The sequence below is a fragment of the Embleya hyalina genome (assembly GCF_003967355.1).
Taxonomy (GTDB): Bacteria; Actinomycetota; Actinomycetes; order Streptomycetales; family Streptomycetaceae; genus Embleya; species Embleya hyalina.
The window spans coordinates 51,458-72,082 of sequence record NZ_BIFH01000036.1 but is presented as its reverse complement, the minus strand read 5'-3'; the positions used below and the strand labels follow the sequence as shown (position 1 = coordinate 72,082).

Annotated in this window: 20 protein-coding genes; 5 read left to right on the top strand and 15 right to left on the bottom strand. The window is 70.3% G+C overall.

The window, feature by feature from the left end; translation table 11 throughout:
• Positions 1-410: 410 nt before the first annotated feature.
• The 11 genes from EMA17_RS37975 to EMA17_RS37925 form a co-directional block, all read right to left on the bottom strand.
• On the bottom strand, positions 411-1,178 hold the full coding sequence (locus tag EMA17_RS37975) for a DUF3159 domain-containing protein (protein ID WP_126641759.1): 768 nt from the start codon (positions 1,176-1,178) through the stop codon (positions 411-413).
• Between the two features lie 16 nt (positions 1,179-1,194).
• Complete coding sequence (locus EMA17_RS37970; RefSeq protein ID WP_078974939.1) at positions 1,195-1,596, bottom strand: OB-fold nucleic acid binding domain-containing protein; 402 nt, start codon at positions 1,594-1,596, stop codon at positions 1,195-1,197.
• 156 nt (positions 1,597-1,752) lie between these two features.
• The gene (locus EMA17_RS37965; protein ID WP_078974940.1) at positions 1,753-2,427 is read right to left on the bottom strand and encodes a response regulator; all 675 of its coding nucleotides are present in this window, start codon (positions 2,425-2,427) and stop codon (positions 1,753-1,755) included.
• Positions 2,424-4,988 (bottom strand): DUF4118 domain-containing protein, encoded by a 2,565-nt coding sequence (locus tag EMA17_RS37960; RefSeq protein ID WP_126641758.1) that lies wholly within the window; start codon positions 4,986-4,988, stop codon positions 2,424-2,426. The genes EMA17_RS37965 and EMA17_RS37960 overlap by 4 nt, the downstream gene beginning before the upstream one ends.
• 76 nt (positions 4,989-5,064) lie before the next feature.
• Complete coding sequence (locus EMA17_RS37955) at positions 5,065-5,799, bottom strand: potassium-transporting ATPase subunit C (protein WP_126641757.1); 735 nt, start codon at positions 5,797-5,799, stop codon at positions 5,065-5,067.
• 5 nt (positions 5,800-5,804) lie between these two features.
• Entirely contained in the window at positions 5,805-7,919 is a 2,115-nt protein-coding gene (gene kdpB / locus EMA17_RS37950; RefSeq protein WP_126641756.1) for a potassium-transporting ATPase subunit KdpB, read from the bottom strand.
• Positions 7,916-9,580 (bottom strand): potassium-transporting ATPase subunit KdpA, encoded by a 1,665-nt coding sequence (gene kdpA, locus EMA17_RS37945; protein WP_126641755.1) that lies wholly within the window; start codon positions 9,578-9,580, stop codon positions 7,916-7,918. Before kdpA ends, kdpB begins: the two co-directional genes overlap by 4 nt.
• Positions 9,581-9,670 (bottom strand): K(+)-transporting ATPase subunit F, encoded by a 90-nt coding sequence (gene kdpF, locus EMA17_RS37940; protein WP_020555859.1) that lies wholly within the window; start codon positions 9,668-9,670, stop codon positions 9,581-9,583.
• Between the two features lie 341 nt (positions 9,671-10,011).
• On the bottom strand, positions 10,012-10,830 hold the full coding sequence (locus EMA17_RS37935; RefSeq protein ID WP_126641754.1) for a DUF3710 domain-containing protein: 819 nt from the start codon (positions 10,828-10,830) through the stop codon (positions 10,012-10,014).
• Between the two features lies 1 nt (position 10,831).
• Positions 10,832-11,359, bottom strand: coding sequence for a dUTP diphosphatase (gene dut, locus EMA17_RS37930; protein WP_126641753.1), 528 nt, complete (start codon positions 11,357-11,359; stop codon positions 10,832-10,834).
• The gene (locus EMA17_RS37925; protein ID WP_170222330.1) at positions 11,356-11,937 is read right to left on the bottom strand and encodes a PaaI family thioesterase; all 582 of its coding nucleotides are present in this window, start codon (positions 11,935-11,937) and stop codon (positions 11,356-11,358) included. Before EMA17_RS37925 ends, dut begins: the two co-directional genes overlap by 4 nt.
• Positions 11,938-12,035: 98 nt before the next feature.
• Between EMA17_RS37925 and EMA17_RS37920 the strand changes: the two genes are divergently transcribed.
• Both EMA17_RS37920 and EMA17_RS37915 read left to right on the top strand, forming a co-directional pair.
• On the top strand, positions 12,036-12,929 hold the full coding sequence (locus EMA17_RS37920) for an SDR family oxidoreductase (RefSeq protein ID WP_126641752.1): 894 nt from the start codon (positions 12,036-12,038) through the stop codon (positions 12,927-12,929).
• 33 nt (positions 12,930-12,962) lie between these two features.
• The gene (locus EMA17_RS37915) at positions 12,963-13,412 is read left to right on the top strand and encodes a DUF3093 domain-containing protein (protein ID WP_126641751.1); all 450 of its coding nucleotides are present in this window, start codon (positions 12,963-12,965) and stop codon (positions 13,410-13,412) included.
• 263 nt (positions 13,413-13,675) lie between these two features.
• Here EMA17_RS37915 and EMA17_RS37910 read toward each other — a convergent pair whose 3' ends face one another.
• Positions 13,676-13,972 (bottom strand): DUF4193 domain-containing protein, encoded by a 297-nt coding sequence (locus EMA17_RS37910; RefSeq protein ID WP_078974949.1) that lies wholly within the window; start codon positions 13,970-13,972, stop codon positions 13,676-13,678.
• A gap of 250 nt (positions 13,973-14,222) precedes the next feature.
• On the opposite strand from EMA17_RS37910, the gene EMA17_RS37905 reads away from it, so the two are divergent.
• From EMA17_RS37905 to EMA17_RS37895, 3 genes are all read left to right on the top strand, one after another.
• Positions 14,223-14,741 carry a gamma carbonic anhydrase family protein gene (locus EMA17_RS37905; RefSeq protein WP_170222329.1) on the top strand — a complete coding sequence of 173 codons (519 nt, stop codon included), beginning with the start codon at positions 14,223-14,225 and terminating at the stop codon, positions 14,739-14,741.
• A gap of 123 nt (positions 14,742-14,864) precedes the next feature.
• Positions 14,865-15,863 carry an ABC transporter ATP-binding protein gene (locus tag EMA17_RS37900; protein ID WP_126641750.1) on the top strand — a complete coding sequence of 333 codons (999 nt, stop codon included), beginning with the start codon at positions 14,865-14,867 and terminating at the stop codon, positions 15,861-15,863.
• Positions 15,860-17,053: an ABC transporter permease gene (locus tag EMA17_RS37895; RefSeq protein ID WP_160161716.1), complete on the top strand. Its 1,194-nt coding sequence runs from the start codon at positions 15,860-15,862 to the stop codon at positions 17,051-17,053. Before EMA17_RS37900 ends, EMA17_RS37895 begins: the two co-directional genes overlap by 4 nt.
• 109 nt (positions 17,054-17,162) lie before the next feature.
• Here the strand turns inward: EMA17_RS37895 and EMA17_RS37890 are convergent, their stop codons facing one another.
• The 3 genes from EMA17_RS37890 to EMA17_RS37880 all read right to left on the bottom strand — a co-directional run bounded on the left by EMA17_RS37890 (position 17,163) and on the right by EMA17_RS37880 (position 20,534).
• The gene (locus EMA17_RS37890; RefSeq protein ID WP_126641748.1) at positions 17,163-18,113 is read right to left on the bottom strand and encodes an acyl-ACP desaturase; all 951 of its coding nucleotides are present in this window, start codon (positions 18,111-18,113) and stop codon (positions 17,163-17,165) included.
• A gap of 238 nt (positions 18,114-18,351) precedes the next feature.
• Positions 18,352-19,872: a sensor histidine kinase gene (locus EMA17_RS37885; protein WP_126641747.1), complete on the bottom strand. Its 1,521-nt coding sequence runs from the start codon at positions 19,870-19,872 to the stop codon at positions 18,352-18,354.
• Positions 19,873-19,880: 8 nt separating this feature from the next.
• A complete protein-coding gene (locus EMA17_RS37880) occupies positions 19,881-20,534 on the bottom strand; it encodes a response regulator transcription factor (RefSeq protein WP_020555846.1) in 654 nt (217 codons plus the stop codon).
• Between the last annotated feature and the right edge of the window lie 91 nt (positions 20,535-20,625).

The following is a 20,625-nucleotide window of genomic DNA, read 5'->3' as shown; positions in this document are numbered from 1 at the left end:
CCACTGGAGGTCTAACGGGACGCTAATCGCACAGTTACGGGATCATGCGGTAATGACTGATTCGACTACAGCTGGTCCAAATTCTCCGGAATCGACCGGGATTCTCGGCAGGGATGATCACTCCGACAACCGGTTCGGCAATCGTCCGATAATCGCCCCTCGCAATCGCCCGGACAACGGAAGCCGGAACCGAAGCCGGAACGGAAATGGGAACGCACGGCGCAACGCCCGTCGGACCACAAGCCGGGAACACCAGCCGGGAACACGGTCCGGGAACACAGGCCGTAAAAACACAAGCCTGAAACACAGGCCGGAAAACACAGGCCCGAAACACAAGCCGAAATGGCGGAGCGAGCCGAACACGCGAGCCCGAACGAAGGCCGGACTCGAACCCGCCCCGCCCCGCTCCCTCAGTCCGCGACGCGGTCTTCCCGCCGCTCGTCGCGCTGCTCGACCACCGGAGCCGCGCCGCTCGACTCCACGCCGGCGGCACGCTCCCCCTTCGCACCCTCGTCCTCGTCCTCCTCGTCGGCGACCTTCACCGGCGGCGGAGCCTTGGACATGATCAGCCAGGTGATGTAGCAGGCCACCAGGAACGGCGGCACGCCCAGCGCGACCTTCGCGATGCCCAGAGCCGTGACATTGCCCGTCCAGTAGATCGGGATCTGGATCACGATGCGCAGCACGAACATGACGAACCAGACCCAGGTGGCCTTGCGGTACGCCGCGTAGCGGGCCGGGATCCGCCGCCAGGTGAAGTTCTCGCCCAGCATCGGGCCGAGCAGGACGCCGATGATCGGCCAGCGGACCAGGATCGAGATCAGGTAGGCGAGCGCGTAGCCGCCCGACAACAACATCCCGAACGCGTAGAAGTTCTCCGCCTTGCCGGACTTCACCGCGATCCAGCCGGCCAGCGCGACGCCCAGGAAGCCGCCGAGCGCGTGTTGCAGGGTCTCGCGGCGGACGATCCGCACCACCGCGAACACCAGCGCGACACCTCCGGCGGTCATCGCCGCCGTCCAGGTGGACCGACTGATCGTGTAGGCGATCACGAAGACCAGCCCCGGCACGGTCATGTCGATCATGCCTCGCACACCGCCGAAGGCGGCGATCATCGAGGCCGCGCTGTCGGTGGGGGCCGGGCGGTCGCCGGGCACGCCGGAAGCGGGTTTATCCATGGAGGCGGTCACTCGTTCACTCTCGGCCGACGGGGCGCAGTTCATACCTGGGGTTGAACAGAACGGGTCGCCCCTGAGTGGTGCTGACCCGACCGTGGGCGACCAACTGCCGCCCCGGCTCGATCCCGGCTATTCGCCGGCGACCCAACCAGACCACCGACAAGGCGCCCGATCCGTCGTAGATCTCCGCCTCGAGCGCGGGTACGCCCGCCCGCGGCCGGAAGGTCACCGTGCGCAACGTGCCGCCGACCGTGATCAGATCCCGCTCGACCACGTCCACGATCTTCGTACAGCCCAGCCGCTGGGTGTCGTGCAGCAGCTCCTCGGCGTGCAGTTCCTCATGGGTCGACGTCCATCGATCCAACATCCGCCGCAATCGCCCGGATCTACGCTCCACGCCGGCTGCGCTACCACTCATGCCGGCAAGGGTACCGCCTATCCCACGGCCCTCCGAGGTCCGAAACCTCCCACCCACCATCGGCCCCCACCCCACGACCGACACCACCGGCCCCGAACCCGCCGCCGCGTCGCACCCACACCCGCGGCCCACGAACCACACCGCGCCGGCGACGCCCTAGCCCTCGAAGCGATACCCCATCCCGGGCTCGGTCAGCAGATGCCTGGGGTGCGACGGGTCGTGCTCCAGCTTGCGTCGCAGCTGCGCCATGTAGACCCGCAGGTAGTTCGTCTCGGTCCCGTACTGCGGCCCCCACACCTCCTGCAGCAGTGCCCGCTGACTGACCAGCCGGCCCGCGTGCCGCACCAGCACCTCCAGCAGATGCCACTCGGTCGGCGTCAGTCGCACGTCCGCGCCGTCGCGCGAGACCCGCTTGGCCGCGAGGTCCACCGTGAACGAGTCGGTGACCACGACCGGCGCCTCCTCCTCCGGCACCGCGCGCCGCACCGCCGCCCGCAGCCGGGCCAGCAACTCGTCCATCCCGAACGGCTTCGTCACATAGTCGTCCGCACCCGCGTCCAGGGCCGCGACCTTCTCGGCCGAGGCGTGCCGCGCGGACAGCACGATGATCGGGATCCTGGTCCACCCGCGCAGACCCTTGATCACCTCGACCCCGTCGATGTCCGGCAGCCCCAGGTCCAGCAGCACCACGTCCGGATGCCGGTCCGCGGCGGCGGTCAGCGCCGCCGTACCGTCCCCCGCGGTGTCCACGTCGTAGCCGCGGGCCTTGAGGTTGATGGCCAGGGCCCGCACGATCTGTGGCTCGTCGTCGACGACCAGGACCCGTGTCATCGTTGTTCCTCCCAAGTGGTTCGTTCCTCGACCGCGGGGGTGGATCCCGCGACCGCGCCGCCGGCCGGCGATCCGGCCGTGCGCAGCGCCAGCACCATCGTCAATCCGCCACCGGGGGTGTCCTCCGCGGTCAGCGTGCCGTCCATGGCCTCCGCGAAGCCGCGGGCGACCGCGAGCCCGAGTCCCACCCCGTTGCCCTTCGGCGCGTCGCCCAGGCGCTGGAACGGTTCGAAGATCCGCCCCTTCGACTCGTCCGGCACCCCGGGACCGCGGTCGGCCACGCGCAGTTCGACCCGGTCCTTGAGCGCGCCGGCCGACACGTGCACCCGGCGGCCCGGCGGGTTGTGCTTGACCGCGTTCTCGATCACGTTGGCCAGTACCCGTTCCAGCAGCCCCGCGTCCGCGCACACCGCGGGCAGCGTCTCGGGGATGTCCAGCGCCACCCGCTCCTCGGCCACCCCGGCCAGCGCGCCCGGCACCACCTCGTCCAGACCGATGTCGCCCATCAGCGGGATGACCGTCCCGGTCTGCAACCGGCTCATGTCGAGCAGATTGCCGATCAGCGTGTCCAGCCGATCGGCGCCGAACTCGATCGCCGCCAACAGCTCCGCCTCGTCCTCCTCCGACCAGCTCACGTCCTCGGCCCGCAGGCTGGACACGCTCGCCTTGATCGTGGCCAGCGGGGTGCGCAGGTCGTGCGAGACCGCGGCGAGCAGCGCGGTACGGATCCGGTTGCCCTCCTTGAGCTGCCGCGCCTGCGCCGCCTCCGCGACCAGTTGCCGGCGCTCCAGGACCACCGCGGCCTGCGCCGCGAACGCCCCGAGCACCCGCCGGTCCTCGGCCGGCAGCACCCGGCCGGACAGCGTGAGCGCGAGCGAGTCGGACACCGGAACGTCCACGTCGGCGTCGTCGGGCCTGATCGCGGGATGCGGCCCCACGCTGCCGACGCACGACCACGGGCTGTGGTGTTCCTCGCGCTGGAGCAGCGCGACCGACTCCATCCCGAACGTCTCGCGCACCCGGTCGAGCAGCGCCGGCAGCGCCTGCTCGCCGCGCAGCACGCTGCCCGCCAAAAAGCTCAGGGTCTGCGCCTCGGCCTGGCTGCGCGCCGCCTGGTGGGTGCGCCTGGCCGCCAGGTCCACCACCGAGGCCACCGACAGCGCGACCAGCACGAAGATACCGAGCGCGAGCATGTTCTCCGGGTCGGCGATGGTCAGGTTGTGCAGCGGCGGCGTGAAGTAGTAGTTGAGCAGGACCGAGGACACCACGGCGGTCAGGATCGAGGCCCACAGACCGCCGATGAGGGCGACCGCGACGGTGACCGTCAGGAACAGCAACATCTCGGTGGACAACCCGTGGCTGCCGCGCGTCGCGTCGAGGACGAAGGTGACCGCGACCGGCCCGATCACCGTCACCGCCCAGGACGCGAGCCGCCTGCCGCGCCCCAGGGGTGAGCGCAGCGGCCGCAGCACCCGCCCCACACCCGCGTGTTCGTGGGTGACGATGTGCGTATCGATGTCGCCGGACTGCGCGGCGACGGTGGCGCCCACGCCCGGGCCGAACAGGTACTGCCAGGGCTTGCGCCGGCTGCTGCCGAGCACGATCTGCGTGGCGTTGACGCCGCGCGCGAAGGACAGCAGCGCGGTGGGCACGTTCTCGCCGACGACCGAGTGGAACGTGCCGCCGAGCGACTCGACCAGCGCGCGCTGCCGGGCCAGCGCCTCCGGGGAGGCGCCGGTGAGGCCGTCGCTGCGCGAGACGTAGACCGCGAGCAGTTCGCCGCCGGAGCCGCGGGTGGCGATCCGCGCGGCCCGTCGCAGCAGCGTCTCGCCCTCGGGGCCGCCGGTCAGGCCGACCACGATGCGCTCGCGCGCCGGCCAGGTCGCGTCGATCTGGTGTTCGCTGCGGTACTGCTGGAGGTATTCGTCCACCCGGTCCGCGGTCCACAGCAGCGCCAACTCGCGCAGCGCGGTCAGGTTGCCGACCCGGAAGTAGTTGGACAGCGCCGCGTCGACCTTCTCCGGCGCGTACACGTTTCCGTGTGCCATCCGCCGGCGCAGCGCCTCCGGCGCCATGTCGACCAGTTCGATCTGGTCGGCCCGGCGGACCACCTCGTCGGGCACGGTCTCGCGCTGGGGCACGCCCGTGATCGACTCGACCACGTCGTTGAGCGATTCGAGGTGCTGCACGTTGACCGTGGAGATCACGTCGATCCCCGCGTCGAGGAGTTCCTCGATGTCCTGCCAGCGCTTCTCGTTGCGCGAACCGGGCACGTTGGTGTGCGCGAGTTCGTCGACGAGGGCGATTCTCGGCCGCCGGGTGATCACCGCGTCCACGTCCATCTCGGTGAACGAGCCGCCTCGGTGGACCATGTCCCGTCGGGGGACCACCTCCAGACCCCGAAGGGCCTCCTCCGTGGTGGGTCGGCCGTGGCATTCCACGAAACCGACCACGACGTCGCTGCCGCGCCTGCGCCGACGCTGTCCCTCGCCCAACATCGCGTAGGTCTTGCCGACGCCGGGCGCCGCACCGAGATAGATCCGGAGCTTGCCGCGTGCCATGACACCCATTCTCTGTCTCGGGTCGGAGGGTGCCGACACCGGCACGCTCCGACCCGCGAACATCGTGTCCGCCTCGTCAGCGGGCGAGCTTGGCGAGGGCGATGTTGAGCTCCAGCACGTTCACCCGCTCCTGGCCGAGGAAGCCGATGTTACGACCGTCCTCGTGCTTGTCGACCAACGCGCGCACCTCGGCCACGTCCAGGCCGCCGCGCTCCTTGGCCACCCGCTCGACCTGGATCAGCGCGTACGCCCTGGAGATGTGCGGGTCCAGGCCGGATCCGCTCGCGGTGACCGCGTCCACGGGGACCCGGTCCTCGCCGACGCCGTTGAACTTGGCGACCTGTGCCTTGCGGTCGGCGACGAGCTTGACGAAGGTCGGGTTCTCGGGGCCGTAGTTGGACGCGCCCGAGCCGAGGCCGTCGTAGTTGGCGGCCGACGGACGCGGCTGGAACCACTTCGGGTCGGGCAGCGTGCCGACGCCCGCCGCCTGCTCGGCGGTCAGCGCGCCGCCGCCCTGGAGGTAGGTGTATCCGGCGCCGTCCGCGGTCGCCAGCACCTCGCGGCCGTCCGCGTCGAACTTGCGCGGGTTGCCCTGGGCGTCGACGAGGTCGAAGGACTGGCCGATCAGGCTGGAGCCGACGTTCCGGCCGCCGACCGCGACCATCGACCCGTCGGCGTTGTCCTTGAACAGCGCCTGGGCGATCCCGGTCATCGACAGCGGATACAGGATGCCCAGGAGCACGGTGAGCACGAGGAAGGCGCGCAGGGCCGCGCCCAGGACGCGGACGCGGGTACTGAAGTTGGTGGCCATCTGAATCAACCGATTCCGGGGATGAGCGAGACGAGCAGGTCGATGATCTTGATCCCGACGAACGGGGCGATCAGTCCGCCGAGGCCGTAGATCCGCAGGTTGCGGGCGAGCAACTTGTCGGCCGACATCGGCCGGTAGCGCACACCGCGCAGGGCCAGCGGGATCAGGGCGACGATGATCAGGGCGTTGAAGACGACCGCCGAGATGATCGCCGACTCGGGGGTGGCGAGCTGCATGATGTTGAGCTTGTCCAGCGGACCCAGGGCCTCGGCGCCCTTGATGCTCGCGAACATGGCCGGGATGATCGCGAAGTACTTCGCGACGTCGTTGGCGATGGAGAACGTGGTCAGCGCGCCGCGCGTGATCAGCAACTGCTTGCCGATCCCCACGATCTCGATCAGCTTGGTCGGGTTCGAGTCGAGGTCGACCATGTTCCCGGCCTCTTTGGCCGCCGACGTACCGGTGTTCATCGCCACACCGACGTCGGCTTGGGCCAGCGCCGGCGCGTCGTTGGTGCCGTCGCCGGTCATCGCGACCAGCTTGCCGCCGGCCTGCTCGCGCTTGATCAGCGCGAGCTTGTCCTCGGGGGTGGCCTCGGCGAGGAAGTCGTCCACGCCGGCCTCGTCCGCGATCGCCTTGGCGGTCAGCGGGTTGTCGCCGGTGATCATCACCGTGCGGATGCCCATCCGGCGCAGTTCGTCGAACCGCTCGCGCATGCCCTCCTTGACCACGTCCTTGAGGTGGATGACGCCCAGGATCCGGGCGCCCTCGGTGTCCTCGACCGCGACCAGGAGCGGGGTGCCGCCGGCGGCGGAGATGGCGTCGACCAGTTCGCCGGATCGGGCGGGGACGTTGCCGCCGCGTTCGGACACCCAGGCGTTGATCGCGGAGGCGGCGCCCTTGCGGACCATGCGCACGCCGCGCTCGTCGCTCAGGTCCACACCCGACATCCGGGTCTGCGCGGTGAACGCGATCCACTCGGCGTGGGCGAGTTCGCCCTGGTGCCGCTCGCGCAGCCCGTACCGCTCCTTGGCCAGCACCACGATCGAGCGCCCCTCGGGCGTCTCGTCGGCGAGCGAGGACAGTTGTGCCGCGTCGGCCAGTTCCGCCTCCTCGACCCCGTCCACGGGGACGAACTCCGACGCCTGCCGGTTGCCCAGCGTGATCGTGCCGGTCTTGTCGAGCAGCAGCGTCGACACGTCGCCCGCCGCCTCCACCGCGCGTCCCGACATGGCCAGCACGTTGCGCTGCACCAGTCGGTCCATGCCGGCGATGCCGATCGCCGACAACAGCGCCCCGATGGTGGTCGGGATCAGGCAGACCAGCAGCGCGACCAGGATGATCATCGACTGCTCGGCGTGCGCGTACATCGCCATCGGCTGCAGCGTGACGACCGCGAACAGGAAGATGATCGTCAGCGACGCGAGCAGGATGTCGAGCGCGATCTCGTTCGGCGTCTTCTGCCGGGCGGCGCCCTCGACGAGGGCGATCATCCGGTCGATGAAGGTCTTGCCGGGCTCGGTGGTGATCTTGACGACGATCCGGTCCGACAGCACCTTCGTGCCGCCGGTGACCGCCGAGCGGTCACCGCCCGACTCGCGGATCACCGGCGCGGACTCGCCGGTGATCGCCGACTCGTCCACACTCGCGACACCGTCGACGACGTCGCCGTCACCGGGGATGACGTCGCCGGCCTCGCAGACCACCAGGTCGCCGATGGCCAATTCGGTGGCCGCGACCCGCTCCTCACGGCCGTCGACCAGGCGCCGGGCGACCGTGTCGGTCTTGGCCTTGCGCAGCGTGTCCGCCTGCGCCTTGCCGCGCCCTTCGGCGACGGCCTCGGCCAGGTTGGCGAACACCACGGTCAGCCACAGCCAGACGGCGACCAGCCAGGCGAAGGTGCTCGGGTCCTTGATCGCCATGACGGTGGTGATCACCGAGCCGATCTCGACCACGAACATGACCGGGGTGTGGACCATGATCCGCGGGTCGAGCTTGCGCAGCGCGCCGGGCAGCGACTTCAGCAGTTGACGGGGTTCGAACAGGCCGGCCGAGACCCGGCCGGAGCCGGTGGGGGTGTCGACGTGTTCGTCGGTGGGGCGTATTGCGGTGTCTGTCATGCCAATCCCTCGGCAAGCGGCCCGAGAGCCAGGGCGGGGAAGAAGGTGAGGCCGGTGATGATCAGGATCACGCCGACGAGTTGGCCCACGAACAGGGGCTTGTGCGTCTGCAGGGTGCCCGCGGTGTCGGGGACGCTCTTTTGTTCGGCGAGTCGACCGGCCAGGGCGAGTACCAGCGCGATCGGTACGAAGCGGCCGATCAGCATGGCCAACCCGATCATCGTGTTGTAGAACTCGGTGTTCGCGCCGAGCCCGGCGAACGCGCTGCCGTTGTTGTTCGCCCCCGAGGTGAACGCGTACAGCACCTCCGAGATGCCGTGTGGCGAATCGGAGTTGAGGATCGCCGCCTGTTCGCCGGGCAGCGCGATGGCGATGCCGGTGAAGGTCAGGATGGTCGCCGGCACCACGAGGATGTACATCGCGACCAGCTTCATCTCGCCGGCGCCGATCTTCTTGCCCAGGTATTCGGGCGTGCGGCCGACCATCAGACCGGCCACGAAGACCGCCAGGATCGCCATGATCAGGATCCCGTACAGGCCCGAGCCGACACCGCCGGGCGTGATCTCGCCGAGCATCATGCCCAGCATCGTGATGCCGCCGCCGAGGCCGGTGAACGAGGAGTGGAACGAGTTGACCGCGCCGGTGGAGGTCATCGTGGTGGAGACCGCGAAGACCGACGAGCCGGGGATGCCGAACCGCTGTTCCTTGCCCTCCATCGCGCCGCCGGCCAGTTCCGGTCCGGCGCCGTTGCCGTGCGCCTCGGTCCACCACATCAGGCAGACCGCGGCGAACCAGATCACGAACATCGCGGCGAGGATCGCGTAGCCCTGCTTGAGGTTGCCCACGAGCCGGCCGAAGGCGCGCGGCATGGAGAACGGGATGACCAGGATCAGGAAGATCTCGAACAGGTTGGTGAACGCGTTCGGGTTCTCGAACGGGTGCGCCGAGTTGGCGTTGAAGAAGCCGCCACCGTTGGTGCCCAGCTCCTTGATCACCTCCTGCGAGGCCACCGGACCACCGGGGATGGTCTGCGTCCCGCCCGACAACGTCTGCACGGTGTGCGGGTCGGAGAGGTTCTGGATCGTGCCGGACGCGACGAGCACGATCGTGCCGATGATCGCGATGGGCAGCAGGATCCGGATCGAACCGCGGATCAGGTCGACCCAGAAGTTGCCGATCTCACCCGAGCGGACCCGGACGAATCCACGCACCAGGGCGATCGCCACGGCCATGCCCACGGCGGCCGACACGAAGTTCTGCACGGTCAGGCCGACCATCTGGACCGTGTGACCCATGGCGGTCTCACCGGAGTACGACTGCCAGTTCGTGTTGGCCGTGAACGACGCCGCGGTGTTGAACGCCTGATCCGGGGTGATCGGCTTCATCCCGAGGTCGAACGGCAGGTGGTCCTGGAACCGCTGCAGGGCGTAGAGCCCGAGCAGGGAGAACATGGAGAACCCGAGCACGCTGCGCAGGTAGACGGTCCAGCGCTGTTCGGCGTTCGGATCGGCGCCGATCAGCTTGTACAGGACGCGCTCGCCGCGCAGGTGTTCGTCGCTGGAGTACACGCGGGCCATGTAGTCGCCGAAGGGGCGATGTACCGCGGCCAGGACGGCTATCAGCAGGGACAGCTGGAGTATCCCCGCGAGCGTGACGCTCACCTAGAACCTCTCGGGGAAGATCAGGGCCAGGACCAGGTAGCCGAGCAGGGCGATGGCGACGCTCAGGCCGACGATGCTGTCCGCGTTCACAGCTTCGCCACCCCCTTGGCGATCACGACGACCAGTGCGAAGAACGCGATCGTCAGGCATACGAAGGCCAGATCAGCCATCGCGGGTACTCCTTGGGACGGACGGGCGCTTGATCGCCCGTGGCGAGCTCATTGATAGCAGTTCCAAGCCGTCAAAAGTCACCATAAAAGGGGCAAAACCGAAAGCGTTGGCGGCGCCCTAACGTGCTTATATGCCTTCTTGACGCGCCCTTGACATCAAGATTCGCGGGTACCCGGAACCGCACACGCACGAAGCCCGGTCCCGCCTTTCGGCGGAACCGGGCTTCGGTGTCCTCGGGGTACAGCGGTGGAACGGTGGGGCTAGCGCACCTCGGTGATCTCCGGGCCGCGCTGGAAGGGGTCCAGGTCGCCCGCGAAGCGGTTCTCCTCGGCGCCCTGCTGCGGCACCGCGAGCCCGCTGTTCGGGTCCACCTGGGCGTTCTCCGGCAGGCGCAGCAGGATCGGGTCGCGCGGCGCCATCGGGTCGTTGCCGCGGACCACGACGGTGTCGCGGAACATGCCCTCCAGGTCGGCGCCCACGGCGGGATCCACCGCGGCCCGGCCGGAGATCACCCCGCGCAGGAACCAGCGCGGACCGTCGCAGCCGACGAACCGGACCAGCTGGTGGCCCTGCGTGCCGTCGGGGAGCTGGACCGGCACCTGGGCGCGCAGTTCCCAGCCCAGGCCCGCGTCCTGCTCGTCCACGACGCCACCCTGCTGGGTGATGCCGGAGGCGATCTCGGCGCGCACCTCGTGCCAGATGCTCTCGTTGCGCGGGGCGGCGAACGCCTGCAGTTGCAGGCCGCTGTCCTCCAGCACCACGGTGGCCGCGATGATCATGTCGTTGGAGACCTCGACCCGCAGTTCCATCCGCGGATCGGCCGGGATCAGCATCCCGCCGAGGTCGATGCGATCCTCGTGCGGATCCTCGAGCTCGTCGACGTCCCACGGTCCGTCCGGCCGGGGCGCGGGCGGGACCGGTCGACTCAGCTCGTCGAGGTCCGCGTCGTCGGAGTCCGCTGCGGTTCCGGCGTCGGGCGCCTCGTCCGCATCGTCCTCGTCCTCGATGATGTCGTCGAGGTCTTCGCGCTCCTCGACGGGCAGATCATCCTTTTCGCTGCGTCGGCGACGACCGAACACGTCACAGTCCTTCCCTGTCGGAAGCCGAGTGTTGCACGATGCCCGCGCTGCCCGCCGCGCCGGCGCTCGAAACGCCGACCGCCGCGTGCCCGCCGGTGGAACCGAAGCCGCCTTCGCCCCGCCCGGAACCGGGCAGTTCGGCGACCTCGTGGAACCCCGCTCGCTCGACCCGTTGGATCACGAGTTGGGCGATGCGGTCGCCGCGTCGGAAGACGACCGGCGTACGCAGGTCGTGATTGACCACGACAACCTTGATTTCGCCACGGTATCCCGCATCGACGGTGCCCGGGGCGTTCACCAGCGATACTCCGCACCGCGCGGCGAGTCCCGAGCGCGGATGCACGAACGCGGCGTAGCCGTCGGGGAGCGCGATCGCGATGCCCGTGGGCAGCACCACCCGCTCGCCGGGGGCGATCTCCGCGTCCTGCGCGGTCACCAGGTCGGCGCCGGCGTCGCCGGGGTGCTCGTAGGCGGGCAGCGGCAACGCGGGGTCGAGCCGGCGCACCAGGACGTCCACACTCGTGCTCACGGGTTCACCTCGAACGCTCGGCCGGCCTTGATCAGGTCGGGGTTGTCCAGGACGCGCCGTACATCCTCCGCACGTCCATTGTCGACGAAATGCTCGAGTCCGACGCTGACGAACAGCGCGGCCGCCTCGACCGCGATCGGCCCGTCCGCGGCGTCGAGCCGGCCCACCGCACGCGAGTAGATCTTGCGGCCGGCCACCGCCTCGCACCAGGCGTGGATGTACAGGGTGCTGCCCACCGGCACCGGGCGGCGGAAGTCCGTCTCCAGGTGTCCGGTCACCGCCGTGGTGTGCAGCATGTATCCGATCGCCCCGAGCGCCTCGTCGAACGCGCAGGTCAGCAGCCCGCCGTGGGCCAGGCCCGGGGCGCCTTGGTGCTGGGAGGTGACGGTGAACTCGGCGTCCACGGATACGCCCTCGCCGGCGCGCGTACGAAGGCGCAGCCCGCCCGGGGCGGCCTCGCCGCAGCCGAAGCAGTCGCTGTAGTGCTCGCCCAGTTCGGTGCCGGGCGACGGGGCGTCCGGGTGGGGCTGGGGCACCACCGCTTCCGGAGGCGGGGTCAGGGATGTTGGTCGACTCACGCCGAAGGACACTACCGTCGTTCCGACCGACACCTGCGCAGAGGCTCGGGGGCCTCGAGCGCCGCGGCCCGGGAGGGTCGCGGGACGGAAGGAAGCGCATGACCAAGAGTGTGGTCGTCACCGGGGCGACCGGTGGGATCGGCCTGGCCGTCGCCCTGGAACTGGCCGGATCCGGGTTCGACGTGATCGGCACCGCCCGGACCCGGGAGAAGGCCGAGCGTCTGCGCGAGAGCGCCGAGCGGGCCGAGGTGGGCGTGCGGACGGTCCTGCTCGACGTCGCCGACGCCACCTCGACGGTGCGGGCCTTCACCGAGATCGCCCAGATGACCGACGGCGGCCCGTGGGCGGTGGTCAACAACGCCGGCATCGCCCAGCCCGGCGCGATCGAGGACGTGGACGACGAGGGGGTCCGCGCGCAGTTGGAGACCAACCTGGTCGCCCCCGCGCGGATCGCGCGCCTGGTCCTGCCGCAGATGCGCCGTCGCCGGGACGGGCGCATCGTCAACATCTCCTCGATCTCCGGCCGGGTCTCCTCGCCCTTCGTGGGCTGGTACTGCGCGAGCAAGCAGGGTCTGGCGGCGATCTCGAACGCGCTGCGGATCGAGACCGCCGGTTTCGGCGTGAAGGTGGTGCTGATCGAGCCGGGCAGCTTCGGCACCGACATCTGGGAGCGGAGCATGGCCCGGATGCCGCCGCGCAAGACGTCGGCGTACCACGACTCCTACGAGGTCGCCGACGAGGTGTTGCGGCGGGCCAAGACGTTGCCCGACCCGGCTCCGGTGGCGCACGCGGTGCGCACCGCGTTGAGCGTGCCCCGGCCGCGCCCGCGCTACCTGGTGGGCAACGACGCCCGGGCCGGGGCGGCGCTGGACCTGCTGGCCCCGACCGCACTTTCGGATTACGCCAAAGGAGTGGCGACGGGCCTGCGTACGCCCCCGGAGCGGGTCACCCGCGCCCTCGCCCGGTTGACCCGGCGGCACGGCCCCCGCTGAAACCCGCGGGCCGCCCATGACAGGCTTGGGGCCATGCAGGCGTACAGCGAACGACTCGGCGTGCCGGCCTCGTGGTGGGCCCTGACCGTGCTCATGGGCGTCTCGGGCGGGCTGGTGGGCCTGGCCTTCGGGATCGTGCCGACCATCGTGCTCGCCCTGGTCCTGGGCGCGCTGACCGCGTGGGCCACCGGCGCCTACGGCTCGGCGCGGATCACCGTGACCGAGACCGAGGTGTGCGCGGGGCGCGCGCGGGTGCCGCTGAGCGCGCTCGGCGCGGGTGTCGCGCTCGACCCCGAGCAGGCGCGCTCGTTGCGGATGGAGAACGCCGACCCTCGCGCGTTCATGCTGCTGCGCGCCTACATCCCGGGGGCGGCTCGGATCGAGGTCGTCGACCCGGCCGATCCGACGCCCTACCTCTACCTGTCCTCGCGCAACCCCCAGCGTCTGGTCGACGTGGTGGCCGCGCTGCGCGCCCGCGCCTGACCCGGCCGCGGGCGGGCCCGGTCCGGCTCGATCGAGCCGCGGGGGCTCGATCCGGACCGGCGCCGACAGTCAAGAACGCCCGCCCTGTGCCGGCGGACGTTCGACTTCGTACGTCATGCGTGCTCTTCGGTGTCTTTCGTGCCCCGTGTCGTGTCCTCGTGTTCAAGGACGCTCGGCGAACGTCGACGGTCCAACTCCTGCCGGTACCCGTGTGGCGTGTGCAGGGTTGCCGTTCATCGCCGGTCGTCCTCGACCGAACACGGTCAGGCGCAGTCGCTGCAGATCGGCTGGCCGTCCTTCTCCTTGGCCAGCTGGCTGCGGTGGTGCACCAGGAAGCAGCTGGAGCAGGTGAACTCGTCGGCCTGCTTCGGGACGACCCGGACGGACAGCTCCTCATTGGAGAGGTCCGCGCCGGGAAGCTCGAGAGACTCGGCCTGCTCGAACTCGTCGACGTCGACCGAACCGGCCGACTTGTCCACGCGCCGAGCCTTCAGCTCCTCGATGCTGTCTTCGTTGATGTCGTCGTCGGTCTTACGCGGGGTGTCGTAGTCGGTTGCCATGTACCTCTCCCCCTCCGGGTGGATCTGCGGTGCTCAGTCGTGCAGGCACCGCCCCTGAACCTTCATTGGACGATGCCTTCAGCGCACGTAACGCGCGAGGGGCCGGAGTTGTGCCCGACCCGAAGCGCAGATTTTGCCTTACATCAAGGCTCGTTACGCAATCGACACCCAACCGAACCCCCAAAGAGGTGACTTGGTTGGATGGGGGGCCACTGTAACCCCGTACCGCCCTGCACAACCAGGAGGAATCGTGACGGTCTACGCGCTGGGTGATCAAGTACCCAAGGTGCACCCCGATGCGTATGTGCACCCGGACGCGGTCGTGATCGGCAGCGTGGAGATCGGCGCGGATTCTACGGTGTGGCCGGGTGCCGTATTGCGCGCGGACCACGGCCGGATCGTGATCGGCGAGCGCACGTCGGTACAGGACGGGTGCGTCCTGCACACCACGGCGCCGTGGCCGACGGTAGTGGGCGACGAGTGCGTGATCGGTCACATTGTGCATTTGGAGGGCTGCGTGATCGAGGATCGTTGCCTGGTCGGCAACGGCGCGGTGGTCATGCATCAGGCCGTGGTGCGCACGGGTGCCCTGGTGGGAGCGGGTGCGGTGGTCGGAAATCGGATCGAGGTGCCGTCCTACGCGATGGCGCTCGGGGTGCCGGCGAGGATTCGGGAGAACGCGGTCGCGCCCGGCGCGTTCGCGGAGGCGGTGCGCAGCTACGTCGAGAACGGCCGCCGTTTCCGCCGCGACCTGCGCCGTCTGGACTGATCCGCGACCGCCGGCCCACGCTGACCGGATGTGTCCGATCGCACACGCGGGCGCCGGTTTGAATGCCCGGATCGACCCGTATATAAGTGCGACACGGGGGGTTGAAACCATACGGGGAGATACGTGCTCGAGTTGGCCGGCCTGGACAAGCGGTTCGGCGCGAAGGTTGTCCTCGACAACCTCTCGCTGACCGTACAGCCGGGCCAGATGTTCGGATTCGTCGGCACCAACGGGGCGGGCAAGACCACGACCATGCGCATCGCGCTGGGCGTGTTGGCGGCCGATCGTGGCGAGATCCGCTGGCGGGGCGCCCCGGTCGACCGCAAGGTGCGACGACGTTGGGGATACATGCCGGAGGAGCGCGGCCTGTATCCGAAGATGCGCATCCGGGACCAGCTGGTCTACCTGGCCGAGCTGCACGGGATGTCGCGGACCGAGGCGCAGGCGTCGGCCGCGCACTGGTTGACCCGGCTGCGGGTGACGGGCGCTCCCGGGGACCGGCTGGAGACGCTGTCGCTGGGCAATCAGCAGCGTGTGCAGCTGGCCGCCGCGCTGGTGCACGAGCCGGAGCTGCTGGTCCTGGACGAGCCGTTCTCCGGCCTGGACCCGGTCGGTGTGGACGTGATGGCGGGCGTGCTGCGCGAGCGCACCGCGGCGGGGGCCTCGGTGGTCTTCTCCAGCCATCAGCTCGAACTCGTCGAGTCGTTGTGCGACGCGGTCGGGATCATCAACGGCGGGCGCATGCACGCCTCCGGCACGGTGGCCGAATTGCGCGGCGACGATCGCGCGGTGCGCTATCGGGTGCGTGTCGCGGGGGCGCCGGCGGGCTGGGCGGACGCGCTGCCCGGCGTGCGGGTGCTCGGCCCGGCCGAGGAGGACGCGGTGCTGGTCGAACTGCTTCCGGGGACGAGCGAGCAGGCACTGCTCGACGCGGGCCGGGCGGCGGGCCGGGTGCTCGCGTTCGCCCCCGCCGCCCCCTCCCTCGCCGAACTCTTCCGCGAGGTGGTCAACGGCGAGGGCACGGACGCGGAGGCCGGCGAGCCGCCGGTCGCGAAGCCGCGGGCGGGCGAGCCGGCGGGTTCGGACCCGGCGGCCGGCAGGGAATCGGAGGTCGGCGCGTGAGCACCGGTGGCAGCACGTTTTGGTCCGCCGTGCGGTTGGTCGCGCGCCGCGAGTTCACCGAGCGCATCCGGGATCGGGGTTTCCAGATCTCGGTGGGCGTCATGCTGGTGATCCTGCTCGCCTCGGTGGCCATCCCGGCCGCGCTCGGCGGCGGCTCGGACAAGTACGACGTGGCCTTCCTCGGTCCGCAGCAGACGCAGTTGGCGCAGACCGCCGAGCGCCAGGCGGCGCTGCTCGATGTGGACGTGCGCGTGGGCACGGTGGCCGACCGCGCGGCGGCGGAGAAGGCGCTGGCCGACGGCGGGCTGGACGCGGTCGTGGACAACGGCCGGATCCTGGTGGACACCAAGCTGTCCGACCCGCTGGCGGCCGTGCTGCAGAGCGCCTGGGCCACCGTGGAGCGCGATCTGCGGCTGAGCGCGCGGGGCATCGACCCGGGCGCGGTGAATGAGGCGTCGGCGATCCGGCCGATGCCCAAGACCACGCTGGATCCCGACGCCGACCAGCGCGACACACGCAAGGGCATCGCCTTCGTCGGCACTTTGGTGCTCTACGGCATGTTGATGGTCTTCTGCATGTGGGTGGCCAGCGGTGTGGTGGAGGAGAAGTCGAGCCGGATCGTGGAGATCCTGCTGGCCACCGTGCCCGCCCGGGCGCTGCTGACCGGCAAGGTCCTCGGGATCGGCCTGCTCGGGCTGTTGCAGATGCTGGTCACCGCGGTGGTCGGACTGGCCGCGGCGTCCGCGCTGGGCAGCGTCGAGTTGACCGGGGCGATGATCTATCCGGTGGCGCTGGTGCTGCTGTGGTTCGTGGTGGGCTACGCGCTCTACGCGTGCATGTTCGCCGCGGCGGCGGCGCGGGTGTCCCGCCAGGAGGATCTGCAGAACGTGATCACGCCGATGACCTCGCTGCTGATCGGCTCGTTCCTGGCCGCCGTCTTCCTCGGGCAGAAGGGCGGCACGATCGCCCACGTACTGGCCTACGTCCCGCCGTTCTCGGCGATGCTCCAGCCGGCGATGACCGCCGCGGACGAGGTGTCGGTGGTGGAGAACCTGGTCGCCTTCGCGCTCGCGCTGCTCGCGCTGGTGGGGCTGGTCCGGCTCGCGGCCCGGATGTACGAGGGCGCGGTGTTGCGGATGGGCGGCAAGGTCGGCTTCAAGGAGGCCCTCGGCGCGGCCCGCAAGCGCTGACCCGGGCATCGCGCGCGACGTCGGTCCGGGGTCGACCCGGGCACCGCGTACGACGGGCCCGTCGCCTCCGATCGGGAGGCGGCGGGCCCGTCGCGCGTCGTGGTGCCGGTCAGACGCGGTTGGCCGCCTTGCGGGCCTCCAGGGCCAGTCGGCGCTCCTCGAAGCGGGTCGCCTGGGTGTTCAGGCCGCCCAGGAACACCGCGAGCTCCTCGCGGGCCTTCTCGCCCTCCGGGCCCAGGTCGGTGCGCTCCATCACCTTGAGGTTGCGCAGCACCGGCAGGAGCACGTCGTTCTGGTGGATCGGCAGGTTGTACACGCCGCCCACGGCGAGCTTGACCGCCGCGCGCTCGAAGCCGCTGATCCCGTGTCCGGGCATCCGGAAGTCGGTGACCATGTCGGTCACCGCGCGCATCGCCTGATCCGGCGCGATCTCGAAGGCGGCCCTGAGCAGGTTCCGGTAGAAGACCATGTGCAGGTTCTCGTCGGTCGCCACCTTCGCGAGCAGCTGCTCGGCGATCGGGTCGCCGCAGGTGCGGCCCGAGTTGCGGTGCGAGACCCGGGTGGCCAGCTCCTGGAAGGTCACGTAGGCGATCACGTGCAGCGGATTGTCCATGTGGTCGCCCTGGTAGCCGGCCTCCATGTGTTCCATCCGCGAGCGCTCCAGCGCGACCGGGTCCACCGCCCGGGCGGCCATCAGGTAGTCGCGGATCGCGATGCCGTGCCGGCCCTCCTCGGCCGTCCACCGGTGCACCCACGTGCCCCAGGCGCCGTCGCGGCCGAACATCGCCGCGATCTCGTAGTGGTAGCTGGGCAGGTTGTCCTCGGTCAGCAGGTTCAGCGTCAACGCTATCCGGCCGACGTCGGTGAGCCTCGACTCCTCCGGGGTCCACGCCTCGCCGCCGAGTACGCCGTCGAAGTCGCGACCCGCGCTCCACGGCACGTACTCGTGCGGGAACCACTCCTTGGCCACGGCGAGATGGCGGTCGAGTTCGACGGCGACGACCTGCTCCAACTCGCGGAGCAGGTGCGGGCCGGTCGGTGCGGCGGCGAGAAGGTTCATCGGCACTCCAGTGCATAGGCAGACAGCGTCGTACAGCGGCAGACACGGAGGACGACGCTGTGCATCGCCCGCACGACGCGTCCCTACGTTCCCGTAACTTACGACAGCGTAGGTTGGTTCCACCCCCAGACGGAAATGTGATCCCCGACTCTCGTACGTGCGTACGAACAAGGGCGGTCGCGGCGGCCCTCGACAGCGGGCCGCCGCCGGCCGAAAACAGTCGGTGACGAGAGGGCGATCAGCCGATCGGGAACCCGATCCGCATCATCAGCCCGCCCTCTTCCCGGGGCTCGACCTCGATCCAGCCGCCGTGCGCGCGCACGATCGAACGCACGATGGACAACCCCAGGCCCACGCCCTTGTCGCTGGCGATCCGCTCGGTCCGCAGCCGCCGGAACGGCTCGAACATGTTGTCCACCTCGTAGCCGGGCACCACCGGCCCGGTGTTGGTCACGGTCAGCACCGCGACTCCCGCGCCCGACTCGGTGGAGATGTCGACGGTGCCGCCGACCCGGTTGTAGCGCACCGCGTTCTGGATCAGGTTCATCGCGACCCGCTCCAGCAACACGCCGTTGCCCTGGAGCACGGCCGGACCCAGCTCGTCGTGCAGGGTCACCTCGCGGTCGGCCGCCTCGGCGCCGGTCTGGTCCACCGCGCGGCGGGCCACCTCGGCCAGGTCCACCGGCTTGCGCTCGGTCAGCTCGTTGTCGCTGCGGGCCAGCAGCAGCAGGCCCTCGATCAGCCCCTCGCTGCGCTCGTTGGTGGCCAGCAGCGTCTTGCCGAGCTGTTTGAGCTCGACGGACGCCTCCGGATCGCCGAGCGCGACCTCCAGGAGGGTGCGGTTGATCGCCAGCGGCGTGCGCAGCTCGTGCGAGGCGTTGGCGACGAATTTGCGCTGCGACTCCAGCGAGCGATCGAGCCGGTCGAGCATGTCGTCGAAGGTGTCGGCCAGCTCCTTGAACTCGTCGTCGGGCCCCTCCAGGTCGATCCGCCGATGCAGGTTGGATCCGGCCACCTCGCGGGCGATGGAGGTGATCCGCCCCAGCGGGCGCAACACCCGGCCCGCCATCACGTAGCCGAAGCCGAAGGCGATCACGGAGAGCAGCAGCAGCGCGAGCAGCGACTGCTGCAGGAGCGAGTTCAACGCCGCGTCGCGCTGGTGGATCTGCTGGAGGGTCTGCCACTGCTCGAACTGCTCGGGCGTCATCGGCACACCGTTGATGGTCATCAAGGTGTTCGGGGCCAGGCTCAGATTCAGCCGGCCCTCGTTCAGGCTCTGCCGCACCAGCAGGTAGACGGTGCCGAGCAGGAGCACCCCGGCGATCAGGAACATGCCGCCGTACAGCGCGGTCAGGCGCATCTTGATGGTGGACCGCAGCAGGTCCGGGATCTGCGAGGGGGCCATCCGCGACAGCCGCGACATCTCCGCCGCGTCGTCGGCGTCGCGGCCCAGGATCAGCCGCCGACCGCCGGCGGTCGGGCGCTGCGGATCGCGGCCCGCCTCGCGCGCGGGCTCCCGGTTGGGCCTGGGCGGCGCGCTCGGCGGCGCGCTGGGACGCGGCGGCTGGGGCGGCCGACCCGGGCGCGGCGGCGGTCCGGAGCGGGGCGCGGCGGACTTGGCCGAGGCGGGCGCGGGCGCGGTCGAGGCGCCCGGGGCCGGTGCCGCGGTCGACCCCGAGGTCGGGGCGGGGGGTGCGGCCTTGGCCGGGGTCGCGGCGGGGCCGGCTTCCGCCGGGACGGCCCGAGAGCTGTCGTTCATGGCGGTCCTCAAATGCGGTATCCGGCGCCGGGCACCGTCAGGATGACGGGCGGCTCGCCGAGCTTGCGGCGCAGCGTCATCACCGTGACGCGGACGACGTTGGTGAAGGGGTCGGTGTTCTCGTCCCAGGCCTTCTCGAGCAGTTGCTCGGCCGAGACCACCGCGCCGTCGGCGCGCATGAGCACGTCGAGGACGGCGAACTCCTTGGGCGACAGGTGCACCGGCACCCCCTCGCGCAACACCTCGCGCCGGTTCGGGTCGAGTCGGATGCCGGCCCGCTCCAGGACCGGCGGCAGCGGGGAGACGGCCCGCCGGCCGAGCGCGCGCACCCGGGCGATCAGCTCGCTGAACGCGAACGGCTTGGGCAGGTAGTCGTCGGCGCCCAATTCCAGGCCCTCGACCCGGTCGCTGACGTCGCCGGCGGCGGTCAGCATCAGTACCCGCATGGGGATGCCGGTTTCCACGACCGCCCGGCACACGTCGTCGCCGTGCACGATCGGCAGGTCCCGGTCGAGCACCACCACGTCGTAGTCGTTGACGGCGATCCGCTCCAGCGCCGCCTCCCCGTCGTATACGACATCGACGGCCATGGCCTCGCGGCGCAACCCGGTAGCGACCGCGTCCGCCAGAAGCTGCTCGTCCTCGACCACGAGAACCCGCACCGGCTGTGCCTCCTGCTCGAAAGACTCGAAAGATTCGCGGGACGCGAAGGATTCGAGGGTGGAGATGGGATGGAGATGGGATGGATCCGTT